This is a genomic window from Haemophilus haemolyticus, assembly GCF_003490935.1.
In the GTDB taxonomy this organism is placed as follows: domain Bacteria; phylum Pseudomonadota; class Gammaproteobacteria; order Enterobacterales; family Pasteurellaceae; genus Haemophilus; species Haemophilus haemolyticus_M.
Genome location: NZ_QQGD01000001.1, coordinates 1 through 12,965, shown reverse-complemented (window position 1 = coordinate 12,965; position 12,965 = coordinate 1). Strand labels below are relative to the sequence as shown.

At 37.9% G+C, this 12,965-nt stretch carries 12 protein-coding genes, 5 tRNA genes and 3 rRNA genes; 6 read left to right on the top strand and 14 right to left on the bottom strand.

Annotation, left to right across the window (positions count from 1 at the left end; genetic code table 11):
• Positions 1–5 precede the first annotated feature (5 nt).
• From DV417_RS00100 to DV417_RS00090, 3 genes are all read left to right on the top strand, one after another.
• Positions 6–1,961 (top strand): DNA topoisomerase III, encoded by a 1,956-nt coding sequence (locus DV417_RS00100; protein ID WP_118877872.1) that lies wholly within the window; start codon positions 6–8, stop codon positions 1,959–1,961.
• Between the two features lie 108 nt (positions 1,962–2,069).
• Positions 2,070–2,408: a preprotein translocase subunit SecG gene (gene secG, locus DV417_RS00095; protein ID WP_105896694.1), complete on the top strand. Its 339-nt coding sequence runs from the start codon at positions 2,070–2,072 to the stop codon at positions 2,406–2,408.
• A gap of 27 nt (positions 2,409–2,435) precedes the next feature.
• Positions 2,436–2,521, top strand: a tRNA-Leu gene (locus DV417_RS00090).
• A gap of 419 nt (positions 2,522–2,940) precedes the next feature.
• Here the strand turns inward: DV417_RS00090 and DV417_RS00085 are convergent.
• The 5 genes from DV417_RS00085 to mutY all read right to left on the bottom strand — a co-directional run bounded on the left by DV417_RS00085 (position 2,941) and on the right by mutY (position 5,807).
• Positions 2,941–3,016 (bottom strand) — tRNA-Asn (locus DV417_RS00085).
• Positions 3,017–3,018: 2 nt separating this feature from the next.
• Positions 3,019–3,094 (bottom strand) — tRNA-Phe (locus tag DV417_RS00080).
• A 235-nt stretch (positions 3,095–3,329) separates the two neighbouring features.
• Positions 3,330–4,406 carry a membrane-bound lytic murein transglycosylase MltC gene (gene mltC, locus DV417_RS00075; protein WP_032826606.1) on the bottom strand — a complete coding sequence of 359 codons (1,077 nt, stop codon included), beginning with the start codon at positions 4,404–4,406 and terminating at the stop codon, positions 3,330–3,332.
• Positions 4,407–4,420: 14 nt separating this feature from the next.
• Positions 4,421–4,693 carry an oxidative damage protection protein gene (locus DV417_RS00070; RefSeq protein WP_005625838.1) on the bottom strand — a complete coding sequence of 91 codons (273 nt, stop codon included), beginning with the start codon at positions 4,691–4,693 and terminating at the stop codon, positions 4,421–4,423.
• Positions 4,671–5,807, bottom strand: a complete 1,137-nt coding sequence (mutY, locus tag DV417_RS00065; RefSeq protein WP_118877871.1) for an A/G-specific adenine glycosylase — start codon at positions 5,805–5,807, stop codon at positions 4,671–4,673. Before mutY ends, DV417_RS00070 begins: the two co-directional genes overlap by 23 nt.
• A 174-nt stretch (positions 5,808–5,981) precedes the next feature.
• Here mutY and rpmE point away from each other — a divergent pair, with 174 nt between their 5' ends.
• Positions 5,982–6,194, top strand: coding sequence for a 50S ribosomal protein L31 (gene rpmE, locus DV417_RS00060; RefSeq protein WP_005625828.1), 213 nt, complete (start codon positions 5,982–5,984; stop codon positions 6,192–6,194).
• Between the two features lie 85 nt (positions 6,195–6,279).
• Here rpmE and DV417_RS00055 read toward each other — a convergent pair whose 3' ends face one another.
• On the bottom strand, positions 6,280–6,882 hold the full coding sequence (locus DV417_RS00055) for a hypothetical protein (RefSeq protein WP_118877870.1): 603 nt from the start codon (positions 6,880–6,882) through the stop codon (positions 6,280–6,282).
• A gap of 77 nt (positions 6,883–6,959) precedes the next feature.
• A complete protein-coding gene (locus tag DV417_RS00050) occupies positions 6,960–7,643 on the bottom strand; it encodes a 2,3-diphosphoglycerate-dependent phosphoglycerate mutase (RefSeq protein ID WP_005625827.1) in 684 nt (227 codons plus the stop codon).
• A gap of 175 nt (positions 7,644–7,818) precedes the next feature.
• Here DV417_RS00050 and envC point away from each other — a divergent pair, with 175 nt between their 5' ends.
• Together envC and DV417_RS00040 are read left to right on the top strand one after the other, a co-directional pair.
• Entirely contained in the window at positions 7,819–9,051 is a 1,233-nt protein-coding gene (envC, locus tag DV417_RS00045) for a murein hydrolase activator EnvC (protein ID WP_118877869.1), read from the top strand.
• Positions 9,051–9,893, top strand: a complete 843-nt coding sequence (locus tag DV417_RS00040) for a divergent polysaccharide deacetylase family protein (protein ID WP_118877868.1) — start codon at positions 9,051–9,053, stop codon at positions 9,891–9,893. Before envC ends, DV417_RS00040 begins: the two co-directional genes overlap by 1 nt.
• A gap of 29 nt (positions 9,894–9,922) precedes the next feature.
• Here DV417_RS00040 and murQ read toward each other — a convergent pair whose 3' ends face one another.
• From murQ to DV417_RS00005, 7 genes are all read right to left on the bottom strand, one after another.
• Positions 9,923–10,834 carry an N-acetylmuramic acid 6-phosphate etherase gene (murQ, locus tag DV417_RS00035; protein WP_065245602.1) on the bottom strand — a complete coding sequence of 304 codons (912 nt, stop codon included), beginning with the start codon at positions 10,832–10,834 and terminating at the stop codon, positions 9,923–9,925.
• A 9-nt stretch (positions 10,835–10,843) separates the two neighbouring features.
• Positions 10,844–11,983 carry an anhydro-N-acetylmuramic acid kinase gene (locus tag DV417_RS00030; RefSeq protein WP_192878514.1) on the bottom strand — a complete coding sequence of 380 codons (1,140 nt, stop codon included), beginning with the start codon at positions 11,981–11,983 and terminating at the stop codon, positions 10,844–10,846.
• Between the two features lie 134 nt (positions 11,984–12,117).
• Positions 12,118–12,193, bottom strand: a tRNA-Trp gene (locus DV417_RS00025).
• A 16-nt stretch (positions 12,194–12,209) separates the two neighbouring features.
• Positions 12,210–12,286 (bottom strand) — tRNA-Asp (locus tag DV417_RS00020).
• Between the two features lie 12 nt (positions 12,287–12,298).
• Positions 12,299–12,414, bottom strand: a 5S ribosomal RNA gene (gene rrf, locus DV417_RS00015).
• Positions 12,415–12,460: 46 nt separating this feature from the next.
• Positions 12,461–12,576, bottom strand: a 5S ribosomal RNA gene (gene rrf / locus DV417_RS00010).
• 151 nt (positions 12,577–12,727) lie between these two features.
• Positions 12,728–12,965, bottom strand: a 23S ribosomal RNA gene (locus tag DV417_RS00005); the annotation flags it as partial.

Here is a 12,965-nt window from a genome sequence, read left to right as displayed (position 1 = left end):
CCATTATGCGTTTATTTATCGCCGAAAAACCAAGCTTAGCTCGCGCTATTGCTGATGTGCTCCCAAAACCCCATCAACGCGGGGATGGTTTTATTAAATGTGGCGATAATGATGTGGTAACTTGGTGTGTAGGGCATTTGCTCGAGCAAGCAGAACCCGATGCCTATGATCCTAAATTCAAACAATGGCGTTTAGAACATCTCCCTATCATTCCTGAAAAATGGCAACTTTTACCGCGAAAAGAAGTAAAAAAACAACTTTCTGTAGTGGAAAAACTAATCCATCAAGCCGATACACTTGTTAATGCCGGAGACCCTGATAGAGAAGGGCAATTACTTGTCGATGAAGTATTCAGTTATGCTAATTTATCTGCCGAAAAACGCGATAAAATTTTACGCTGCTTGATTAGCGACCTAAATCCAAGTGCGGTAGAAAAAGCGGTTAAAAAATTACAACCTAATCGTAACTTTATTCCTCTAGCCACATCCGCACTCGCACGAGCCCGTGCTGATTGGCTTTATGGCATTAATATGACAAGAGCCTATACCATTCGTGGCAGACAAACTGGCTATGATGGCGTGCTTTCGGTTGGGCGAGTACAAACCCCTGTGCTGGGTTTAATTGTACGTCGAGATTTGGAAATTGAACATTTCCAACCGAAAGATTTCTTTGAAGTACTAGCTTGGATTAGTCCAGAGAATAAAGAAGAAAAAACTCAGGAAAAATCAACCGCACTTTTCAGTGCCTTATGGCAACCTAGCAAAGCTTGTGAAGATTACCAAGATGATGACGGCAGAGTGCTCTCTAAAAGCTTGGCTGAAAACGTTGTAAAACGTATTACAAATCAACCTGCAGAAGTAACCGAATACAAAGACGTTCGTGAAAAAGAAACGGCGCCCTTGCCTTATTCCCTTTCTGCGTTACAAATTGATGCAGCAAAACGATTCGGTATGTCCGCTCAAGCCGTATTAGATACGTGCCAACGCCTATATGAAACCCATCGTTTGATTACTTATCCGCGTTCTGATTGTCGCTATTTACCCGAAGAGCATTTTGCCGAACGACACAATGTACTAAATGCAATTTCAACCCATTGTGAAGCTTACCAACGCTTACCAAATGTCATTTCAACTGAACAAAGAAATCGCTGTTGGAATGATAAAAAAGTAGAAGCTCACCATGCAATCATTCCAACGGCCAAAAATCGTCCAGTAAATCTAACACAAGAAGAACGTAATATTTACAGTCTTATCGCTCGCCAATATTTAATGCAATTTTCTCCTGACGCAGAATATCGTAAAAGCAAAATCACATTAAATATCGCCGGCGGTACTTTTATAGCCCAGGCGCGAAATTTACAAACGGCTGGCTGGAAAGAATTGTTAGGCAAAGAAGACGACACAGAAAATCAAGAACCCTTATTACCAATAGTAAAGAAAGGACAAATTTTGCATTGTGAACGCGGAGAAGTCATAAGTAAAAAAACTCAGCCGCCAAAGCCTTTCACCGATGCAACCTTGCTTTCAGCAATGACGGGGATTGCACGATTTGTACAGGATAAAGAACTCAAAAAAATTCTGCGAGAAACGGATGGATTGGGCACAGAGGCTACTCGCGCTGGCATCATTGAGTTACTTTTTAAACGCGGTTTTTTAACGAAAAAAGGGCGAAATATTCATAGTACAGAAACTGGAAGAATTTTAATTCAGGCATTACCAGATATTGCCACCCAACCAGATATGACAGCCCATTGGGAATCGCAACTCACAGATATTAGTCAAAAACAAGCGACCTATCAGCAATTTATGCATAACTTGAATCAAATGTTGCCTGATTTAGTCCGTTTTGTAGATCTTAATGCATTAAGACAATTAAGCCGCATTAAAATGATTAAATCCGATAGAACCAAACCTAAAAGTGCGGTAAAAAAATCGAGTAAATCAAACAGTCAAACTGATTAAAGTTAAACCAATTAATATTTTTTTTATGCAAAGCACTTGCGAGAAAATTGAATTTTCTATAACATTCACGACCAGTTTTCTTGCAAAATTGCAAATTAGAGAGAAAAAATGTATCAAGTTCTTTTATTTATTTATGTTGTTGTCGCGATTGCCTTGATCGGGTTCATTCTCGTTCAACAAGGTAAAGGAGCGAACGCTGGTGCATCTTTTGGTGGTGGCGCATCAGGTACAATGTTTGGCTCTGCTGGTGCAGGTAACTTTTTAACACGTACTAGTGCGATTTTAGCAACCGTATTTTTTGTTATTGCCCTTGTTTTAGGTAACATGAATTCACATAAAGGCAATGTTCAAAAAGGTGCTTTTGACGATTTATCACAAGCCGCAGAGCAAGTTCAACAACAAGCAGCTCCAGCGAAAGAAAATAAAAATAGCGACATCCCACAATAAGATAGGATTAGCATAAAAAAAATTAACGCTCTGGTGGTGGAATTGGTAGACACGCTATCTTGAGGGGGTAGTGACCACAGGTCGTGCGAGTTCAAGTCTCGCCCAGAGCACCATTTGACTAAACAAAGCCCCGCGAAACTAATCGCGGGTTTTGTTTTATCTACTATTATTGGAGTTATCTTATTTCCCGTCTCATATTCCATCACAATACGATCTCCAGGATTCAATATCAAAAACAACAAACTATAGAAGATAAAACCTGATTATTAGATATGGCAAAGAGTTTTCCTTGAATGCCCTATAAAGGCTTTATTTCATTATTACAAGCTGTAAGAAACTACTCCTTTTATAACTAGATATAATCTTTATAAATATACACAAGGTCCATATGAACGTTTTTCTTTATTAATTCAGCTCATCAATGTAAATACAAAAGAAAGAAGATAAAGAAAAAAGGATGGGGAAATGATTTATGTGCTAGAACAGGAGATAGCAAAAAGCCGCTAAATTTCTTTCGCGGCTTTTCTGAATTTGGCTCCTCCTGCGGGACTCGAACCTGCGACATATGGATTAACAGTCCACCGTTCTACCGACTGAACTAAGGAGGAAATGGTGCCTCGAGGCGGAATCGAACCACCGACACGGGGATTTTCAATCCCCTGCTCTACCGACTGAGCTATCGAGGCGTTATCGTTATTGGCTACTGCCTGACAACGGAGCGTATTAAACTATTTTTTCGGGATTCGGTCAACACCTAAATTTAAAAAAATACAAAAAAACGTTGCGTTTGAATAGTTAATCATCAATATGTTTATTAAAACAACGAAATAATAAAATTATTTCAAAATAAACCGCACTTATTATAAAAAATGCTCGATGGCATTTCCCAACGAGCATTTTTGATTATCTGAAAAAATTCAATTATCGTCTTACACGGAATTTTTTCTGTGCTTTATCTACTTTCAACAAATAATTGCGAGCCTGTGATGATGGGTGAGCCGTCGTTAGAATGCGATAAACTTGCTCTGGATACATTTGGTTAATTTTGTAAATCGCCATATCCTTATCATTATCAAAAACACGCAATACAGCACCTGCACCACTATTATAAGCAGAAATCATTGCAAAACGTTTTGAGGTTGGATTCGTAATCCCATCTAAATATTGATTTTGTAAAATCCACAAATAAGATACTCCAGCATCAATATTATTCGCAGGATCATATAAATAACGCGTTGATGGTTGACCGCCCTTTCCTTTCATTGCAAACACATCTCGGCCTGCTGTATGAGGCACGACTTGCATTAATCCAATTGCATTTGCATAGCTAATCGCATATGGGTTAAAACTAGATTCTGTTTGCATGATACCTAAGATCAAACTTTCATCAATGCCATAACGTTCTGCCGCTTTACGAACCAATGGTAGATATTTCTGTGCTCGCACTTCTACGTGATTTGCAATCATTGGAATCGCAACAAATTGCACAGTATGCCCGTTTTGTAATCGACGAGTTTGTAATTTATTTTGAATCAAGTAAGTGGCGAAATTACTTGCGATAACTTGATTAGCAATTTGTTGCCCTTGATGATCCACAACCTGTCCTAAAAGGAATGGACGAGAGCTAATCGGCACATCGCCAGATGCAAATAAATCAATACCTTTTGCATCAGCTCCCATTAACAAGGTATGGACAATAGCATTGTGTAGTCGATTAAGATCTTGCTGGGTTTCAATAACGATATTACCTTCATCAAAACTCACGTGGCTACGCGTATAAAAAGAATCTGTATATTTCACGTAATCTTTTCGACTAGCCACTAACAATTCATTGACGCCCCAAATGCGGTCAATATTATGCGAGAATTGCCCTGTAAGGATATCTAACCCTTGCGTGTCTTTTGCAAAGGATTCATCATAATTCATGCCCCCACGATTCAACGAATCGCTACAAGCATACAAAAGCGGTAATAACGCTAATACTAAATACTTTTTCATTGTATAACAGCCAATTAGTTTGATGGAGGAACGTAACCTTCAATATGAACATCTTTACCTTCAAACAAAAAATTTACCATTTCTTGTTCTAACAATTTACGGTGTTCCGCATTCATCATATTGAGTTTTTTCTCATTCACTAACATCGTCTGTTTCTTAATCCATTCACCCCAAGCTTTCTTACTCACCGAATCAAAAATTCGTTTACCTAATTCTCCAGGATAAAGTTGGAAATCTAAACCTTCCGCTTCTTGTTTGAGATACTCACAAAATACCATTCTTGCCATAATAATTCCTTGCAAATTGTATTAAAAGATTCTTCACAGGCTGAGCCAGCCCGATCTGTTCAGGATTTTTCGGATCATACCAATATTTGACCGCACTTGATAGATTTGATTGATATTCTTTTGGACTTTCCACAACTTTGCGCCAATCTAAATTAGCTTGCTCAATATTAATTCCACCGTCCATTTCTGCATAAATAGGATGGATATCTAAATGGAAATGGCTAAAGGTATGACGAAAAGCTGGCCATTCTTGATAATAGCTGACTTTTTCTTGCGCTAAAAAATGAAGCAACGAAGCTTTATCTTCAAATTGTGGAAAACAAAACAATCCGCCCCATAATCCCGAGTTTTCTCGCTGCTCCAAGCACACTTTGCCATTCTTAGATAAAATCAACAAATAAGTGTCTTTTTCAGGCATATCTTTTTTAGGCTTTTTGGCAGGAAACTTTTCCCAAGTATGATTTTGATAAGCTAAGCACTCCAAATTTAATGGGCAAAGCTCACATTTTGGTTTAGTTCGCGTACATACCATCGCACCGATATCCATCATAGCTTGATTAAAATCCGCGACACGATCTGTGGGGGTAACCTGTTCCGTCAACGTCCACAAATGATTTTCTACTTTTTTCTCACCAGACCACCCCTCAACGGCAAAATAACGAGCTAACACTCGTTTTACATTACCGTCTAAAATCGGATAAGGCTGATTTAATACAGAAGATAAAATAGCTCCAGCTGTCGAGCGCCCCACGCCTGGTAACGCCCAAACATGCATAAAATCTATCGGAAAATTTCCATTAAATTCATCCCGCACTTTTTGGGCCGCTTTATGCAAATTACGCGCCCGAGCGTAATAGCCTAAACCAGACCATAAATGCAAAACTTCGTCTTGCGAAGCATTGGCAAGTGCGGTGATATTTGGAAATGTTTTAATAAATCGCTCAAAATAAGGAATGACTGTCGCGACTTGTGTTTGTTGCAACATCACCTCAGAAAGCCACACACCATAAAGCGTTTTATCTTGTTGCCACGGCAAATGTTTGCGGCCAAATTTGTCATACCATTTCAGCACTGATTGTGCAAAAGGTGCGTTACTTGAAGATTTTGCTAACATAAAAGAAAAGTGCGGTTAAAAATCCGAATGATTTTACACGAAAATAAGGCTTGTTTATCTGTATTTTTTCAGTATAATCCGCGATCTATTTGGTGCCAATTATGGCGTATTATTAACTCACGCGGTGTGGGGAGAAAGTTCTTATAGCGGCGTGGCTTCATTTTGAGGTTTTCTATGAAACAAGGTATTCATCCTGAATATAAAGAAATCACAGCAACCTGTTCTTGTGGTAATGTGATCAAAACTCGTTCAACTTTAGGTAAAGACATCAATCTTGATGTATGTGGTAACTGCCACCCATTCTACACTGGTAAACAACGTGTTGTTGATACTGGTGGTCGTGTTGAGCGTTTCAACAGCCGTTTCAAAATTCCAAGCACAAAATAATTTGGACTTGTTTAAAAAACCCCGCCAATCTGCGGGGTTTTGTTTTATCAAGAAAATAAAATTTTGCTCATTTCAACAAACTAGTTTACAAACTCATCGCATTCTCAACCTGAACGAAAAATCCTTTATCATTCAAAATAATGCTGTAATCTGTTTGATAACTTTTTCCATCCGTCACCACTAAAGCATGGCAGCCTCGAATGCCTTTTTGTGGATAAAATTGCGTTTCTCTTACTTGAATAATTTGTTTCACCATCATGCTGGTTTTGGTTGAATCTCCTTGCTGCTTAAATGCATCAGATAGCACTTTTGACACAGAAAAATCATTACACTGTGGCACAATCACTGGCTTATAAACTGATTTCTCCTTTGCTGTTTTTTCATGTTTTGTTGAAACAACTGTTGTCGTTTTTTTCTCAATAGATGCCTTAGGTTTCGAACTAATTTCCTTTACCAAAACTTTGGGCTTTTTGTCTGTCAATTTCTCAACTCGTTTTTTATTCTTAGTACTAGTTTTCTTGGTTAGAACTGATTTAGTTTCTTTCGTTTTTTTAGTTTGTTGTTTTTTATCTAAAGATTTGATTACTACAATTTTTTTATTTATTTGATTTTTATGTACTGGTGCTGCAGTAACTGATGTTGTAAAAAATGGCAACACCACCAAAATGAACGTTATCAATTTTCTCATTCATGTCTCCTTAAACATAAAGTGCGGTTAAAATTAACCGCACTTTGAATGTTAAATTAAAAAAGTAAAGCGATAAATTAAAGGTAGTAGTGTTCTACATAATTTAATTTATCATCTAGTTTTAATACTAAAGGTTGGCCTGTTGGAATTTCAAAATCCATAATTTCAGCATCAGAAATACCGATAATATGTTTTGCTAATGCACGGAGTGAGTTACCGTGAGCAACAACTAAAACTCGTTTACCAGAAAGCATTGCTGGTGCAATTTGATCTTCCCAGAATGGAAGTGCACGCTCTAAAGTAATTTTTAAGTTTTCTGCATTTGGTACAACGTCAGACGGAATATTTGCGTAACGACGGTCATTGTGTGCAGAATTTGGATCTTGAGGATCTAGATCTGGTGGAGAAATGTCATAAGAACGACGCCAAATATGAACTTGTTCGTCACCGTATTGTTCCGCAGTTGCTTTTTTATCTAAACCTTGTAAAGCACCATAATGACGTTCATTTAAACGCCAGTTTTTCACTTGAGGAATCCATAATTGATGGGATTCTTCTAACACGATGTTACAAGTTTTGATTGCACGAGTTAGCACAGATGTAAATGCGATATCAAACTCATAGCCAGCATCTAATAATTTTTTGCCCGCTGCTTTTGCTTCTTCTACGCCGCGTTCTGTTAAATTTACATCACGCCAGCCAGTGAACAAGTTTTTCGCATTCCATTCACTAAAACCGTGACGGATAAATACTAATTCCATAAGAATCTCCTAAAATTTAAGTAAAAGATAACCAACACTTTATAGCAAAAATTGAGTATGTTTAAAAGCAAAAAGGCGAGTTTTCCTGATCTTTAGCAAAAAATAGGGGCTAAACTTTTTCGCCTTTTAACAAATGTGATAAGATTTGTGCGATTTTAAGAATTTAGGAAAAATTATGCTGTCTTCGGGATTAAACAAAAAAATATCGCCATTTTTCACCGCACTTTTTAGCTGCGGTTTGTTGATTTTTTCCCCAATAAGCCATACTTCCGATCTTAACCAGATTCAAAAGCAAATTAAGCAACAAGAATCTAAAATTGCTGAACAAAAACGCGAGCAAGCTAAGCTACAAGCTAATTTGAAAAACCATGAAAGTAAAATTAATGCTGTCGTGGGTGAGTTACATGAAACAGAAATGAGCTTGAAAGAAATTCGTAAGCAAATTTCTGATTCAGATAAACAACTCAAACAATTGGAAAAACAAGAATCTGAACAAAAATCACGCTTAGCGAAACAAATGGATATGATTTATCGCTCAGGTTTAAATCCTTCTGTCATTGAAAGAATGTTTTCTAAAAATGCGGAAAAAGCAGAACGCATGAAAGTGTACTATCAACATTTAAACCAAGTTCGAATAGAAATAATTGATAATTTAAAAGCAACGCAAGCTCAAATTGTATCCCAAAAAGAATCAATTTTAGGTCAGCAAAAAAATCATCGAGATCAACTTTTAACGCAAAAAAAACAGCAACAAGAATTACAAAAATCACAACAAGAACGCCAATCTACACTAAATGAACTTAATAAAAACTTGGCGAGAGATCAAAATAAATTGGATAGCCTAAAGGCTAATGAACAAACGCTCCGTCAAGAAATTCAACGTGCAGAAAAAGCGGCTTTAGAACAAGAAAAAAGAGAGCGAGAAGCGCTTTCACAACGACAAAAAGCTGAAGAAAAACGGACTTCAAAACCTTATCAACCGACAGCACAAGAACGTCAATTACTTAACAGCACAAGTGGTTTAGGGATTGCAAAAAAACAATATTCAACTCCAGTTTCAGGACCGACTTTACATAATTTTGGAACGATTCAGGCAGGTGAAGTTCGTTGGAAAGGTATGGTTATTGGTGCCTCAGCTGGAACTGCAGTCAAAGCGATTGCGGCTGGACGTGTAATTTTAGCTGGGTATTTGAATGGCTACGGTTATATGGTCATCGTCAAACATGGAGAAACAGACTTAAGTTTATATGGTTTCAATCAAGCCGTATTGGTAAAAGTTGGTCAACTTGTTTCTGCTGGACAAACTATTGCTCAAGTCGGTAATACTGGTGAAATTTCGCGTTCTGCACTCTATTTTGGAATTAGCCGAAAAGGCACACCAGTAAATCCAGCTGGATGGATCCGTTAATGAAACTTCTCATAAAAAGTGCGGTGAAAAATTTCATCATTTTTTCTACCGCACTTTATACTTCTATCTCCCTTGCGCAAAATAAACTTGCTATTGTTATTGATGATGTAGGCTATCATCTCAAAGAAGATGCGGCTATTTTTGCAATGCCACGAGAAATTTCCGTAGCAATTATTCCTGCTGCGCCTCATGCTCGAGCTCGAAATCAAGAAGCAAAATCTCAAGGTCGAGACATTTTAATTCATATGCCGATGCAACCGGTGAGTGCGGTGAAAATAGAGGATGGAGGACTACATTTAGGAATGTCTTCAACACAGGTCAATGATCGGGTAAATACAGCCAAAAATATAGTGAATTATGCCATTGGCATGAATAATCACATGGGTAGTGCGGCTACGGTCGATCCCCAATTAATGACTTATTTAATGACAGCACTTAAAGAAAAACATTTGTTCTTTTTAGATAGTCGAACAATAGGAAAATCTGTAGCAGGAAAAATAGCAAAAGAACAAGGGATTCGTTCATTAGATCGTCATATATTTTTAGATGACAGTAACGAACTAGCTGACGTTCAATATCAGTTTCAAGCTGCTATTCAATATGCAAGGAAACATGGTACAGCGATTGCGATAGGACATCCTCGTCCAAATACAATAGCTGTGTTACAAGCAGGTCTTAACAATTTACCAGCAGATATCCAACTTGTCGGAATTGGCAACTTATGGCGTAATGAAAAAGTAATTCCACCTAAACCATTTATTTTATTATTTACAGAAATGCCTTCTCCAACCTCAATGGAACCTTTTGAACCCGTAGGATTACTACGTGGAATTCCAAAATAAAAACCTGATTTTACAATCAGTTTTTTGTCTTATTTAGAAAGTGCATTTCTTAATTTACCTTGATGTCTTTCTAATAATGCCTTCGCCTCTAATTTCGATAAATTACTCAAAATCATCATAATTGCAAGTTTGGAATTTTGCTCTGCTTCAATTAATATCTGCTCAGCGAGCACTTTATCACAATCCGTTGCTTGCATCACAATGCGTACAGCGCGTGCTTTAAGCTTTTCATTACTGGCTTGTACATCGACCATCAAATTTTCGTAACATTTACCCAATAAAATCATACTTGCCGTAGTCAGCATATTTAGTACCATTTTTTGTGCGGTACCAGATTTTAAGCGGCTAGAACCTGTCAATATTTCAGGGCCAACAATAGTCTCTATCGCAATATCGGCCATCTCAGCCATCGAAGATTTTGGATTACTCGCAATAGAAATTGTCAAAGCACCAAGAGATTTAGCGAACTGAAGACCTGCAATAACATAAGGTGTGCGGCCACTTGCTGCGATTCCTACTAATACATCATTTTTTGAAAAATTTATGCTTTGTAGATCCTCAAGTACAGCTTTAATATTATCCTCAGCACCTTCAATGGGATGACGGATAGCATGTTCTCCCCCCGCAATAATACCTTTGACCATTTCCGAAGATACACCAAATGTAGGGGGACATTCTGACGCATCTAATACGCCGAGACGACCGCTCGTCCCTGCCCCAATATATACTAGACGCCCACCCTGTTGAAAAGCATGAACGATTTTATCTACAGCTAACGAAATCTCAGGCAAACATGCTTCAATAGCTAAAGGAACTTGTTTATCTTCCTTATTCATTAATCGAACAATATCTAAAGCACTTTGACAATCAATATCAACTGAATTCGGATTTCTCTGTTCTGTAATTAACGTGGATAAACTTTTTAATATAATGTCATTCATATTTTGGCCTTAGTCTTTAGGAAAAATAGCCCCCAAACTAACCGCTCTTTTTGCACCAGTTACGCCAGGCAGGTTTGCTGGCAAATTGTTCATTCGACAATAAGCTAACCAAGCAAAAGCAGCGGCTTCTACATAATCAATATCAAAACCTTGCTCCGTCGTTGTGCTGACCTGCCAATCGAGTAAATTATCATGCAATCCACGCATAATTAAGCTATTCTTGGCACCGCCGCCACATACTAGTAAACGTTTTGGTAAATCTGTTTTGAATTGATTTAATGTATTAACAATGCTTGTTACCGTTAATTCAACAAGAGTCGCTTGCACATCTTCTGGGGATAACGTTATTTTAGAGCAAAGCGCGGTAAGTTTTTCAGATGTTTTTTCTACTTTGCCAATTAACCAATCAAGATTAAATAACTCTCTCCCTGTACTTTTTGGAGTGGGTAAAGAGAAAAAAGGTTCATTTAATAATTCATTAAGCAGAACTTGATTCACGTTGCCTTTTGAAGCCCACTCACCATTTTTGTCATAGCGAAGACCTTGGTGTTTTTCTATCCATTGATCTAATAATGTATTACCTGGCCCCGTATCAAAGCCAATTACAGGTTGATTAGGAAACAATATAGAAACATTACTAATCCCACCAATATTTAAAACCACTGTAGCAAAATTAGCATTTGAGAATACAGCTTTATGGAAAGCGGGTACAAGAGGAGCCCCCTGTCCGCCTAATGCCATATCTTTACGACGAAAATCACCAATAACCGATATTCCTGTTTTAGCTGCCAATAAATTCATATCGCCTAGTTGCATTGTGAAAGGAAATGCAGAAGCAGGAGAATGCCATACTGTCTGTCCATGACAACCAATAGCTTCAATTTGACTTGGAATAAGATTATATTTTTGTAGAAAGCCATGTACACAATCACAATACAGTAAAGCAAGCTCATGATCGAGCTCACCTAAATTTTGTAGAGTTGTTTCACCAGCTTGAATGAGTTTGGTTAATTTCTGACGTAAATTTTCTGGCATAAGAAAAAAATTAGATAAAATAAGTCGAGGCTCTAGAGAAAAATCAACAAGAGCAACATCCACTCCATCTAGACTAGTTCCAGACATCATGCCAAGATAATATTGAGGTTTCATACTAATTATTTTTATATTTAAAATTTGATAATTATATATCTAATTCAAAAAGAAAAATAAAAAGAATCATTAAATAATATGAAAAAGGTATGAATATAAAGATATTTTATAATTAATTGAAAAGAATATTTTAATGGCAGGGGCGGAGAGGCTCGAACTCCCAACACCCGGTTTTGGAGACCGGTGCTCTACCAATTGAACTACGCCCCTATTGGTATGAATAAATTGGCGGAATGGACGGGACTCGAACCCGCGACCCCCTGCGTGACAGGCAGGTATTCTAACCAGCTGAACTACCACTCCGCTAAATGTGGTAATTGGCAGTGCCTTACTCTCACATGGGGATACCCCACACTACCATCAGCGTTACAACATTTCACTTCTGAGTTCGGTATGGTATCAGGTGGATCTATTGCACTATCTCTGCCAAAAATTTTTATTTTTTTAATTTACTCAATGAATAAACTAAAAAAATAAACCTGGCGGTGCCCTACTCTCACATGGGGATACCCCACACTACCATTGGCATTACAGCGTTTCACTTCTGAGTTCGGTATGGTGTCAGGTGGTTCCACCGCACTATCGCCGCCAGGATAATTCTTTGATAACTTGTATTCTTACTTCTATCTATGTTCTTCATTGGCCACAAGCTGAATCTGATTTTCTTTTTATTGAGTCTTCTATATCTACTTTTCTTTGTTTAGTCTTCTCTTTCGCGCTTTTCCAAAAACACTTGAGCGTTGTATAGTTAAGCCTCTCGGGCAATTAGTACAGGTTAGCTCAATGACTCACATCACTTACACACCCTGCCTATCCACGTCTTAGTCTTAAACAACCCTTACACACTTGATGTGTGGGAGAACTCATCTCTTGGCAAGTTTCGTGCTTAGATGCTTTCAGCACTTATCTCTTCCGCACTTAGCTACCCGGCAATGCGTCTGGCGACACAACCGGAACACCAGTGGTGCGTCCACTCCGGTCC

Excerpts from the sequence above, each read along its gene's own strand:
- DV417_RS00100 (WP_118877872.1), top strand. The coding sequence starts at position 6 with ATGCGTTTATTTATCGCCGAAAAACCAAGCTTAGCTCGCGCTATTGCT.
- secG (WP_105896694.1), top strand. The coding sequence starts at position 2,070 with ATGTATCAAGTTCTTTTATTTATTTATGTTGTTGTCGCGATTGCCTTG.
- mltC (WP_032826606.1), bottom strand. The coding sequence starts at position 4,406 with ATGAAAAAGTATTTAGTATTAGCGTTATTACCGCTTTTGTATGCTTGT.
- DV417_RS00070 (WP_005625838.1), bottom strand. The coding sequence starts at position 4,693 with ATGGCAAGAATGGTATTTTGTGAGTATCTCAAACAAGAAGCGGAAGGT.
- mutY (WP_118877871.1), bottom strand. The coding sequence starts at position 5,807 with ATGTTAGCAAAATCTTCAAGTAACGCACCTTTTGCACAATCAGTGCTG.
- rpmE (WP_005625828.1), top strand. The coding sequence starts at position 5,982 with ATGAAACAAGGTATTCATCCTGAATATAAAGAAATCACAGCAACCTGT.
- DV417_RS00055 (WP_118877870.1), bottom strand. The coding sequence starts at position 6,882 with ATGAGAAAATTGATAACGTTCATTTTGGTGGTGTTGCCATTTTTTACA.
- DV417_RS00050 (WP_005625827.1), bottom strand. The coding sequence starts at position 7,643 with ATGGAATTAGTATTTATCCGTCACGGTTTTAGTGAATGGAATGCGAAA.
- envC (WP_118877869.1), top strand. The coding sequence starts at position 7,819 with ATGCTGTCTTCGGGATTAAACAAAAAAATATCGCCATTTTTCACCGCA.
- DV417_RS00040 (WP_118877868.1), top strand. The coding sequence starts at position 9,051 with ATGAAACTTCTCATAAAAAGTGCGGTGAAAAATTTCATCATTTTTTCT.
- murQ (WP_065245602.1), bottom strand. The coding sequence starts at position 10,834 with ATGAATGACATTATATTAAAAAGTTTATCCACGTTAATTACAGAACAG.
- DV417_RS00030 (WP_192878514.1), bottom strand. The coding sequence starts at position 11,983 with ATGAAACCTCAATATTATCTTGGCATGATGTCTGGAACTAGTCTAGAT.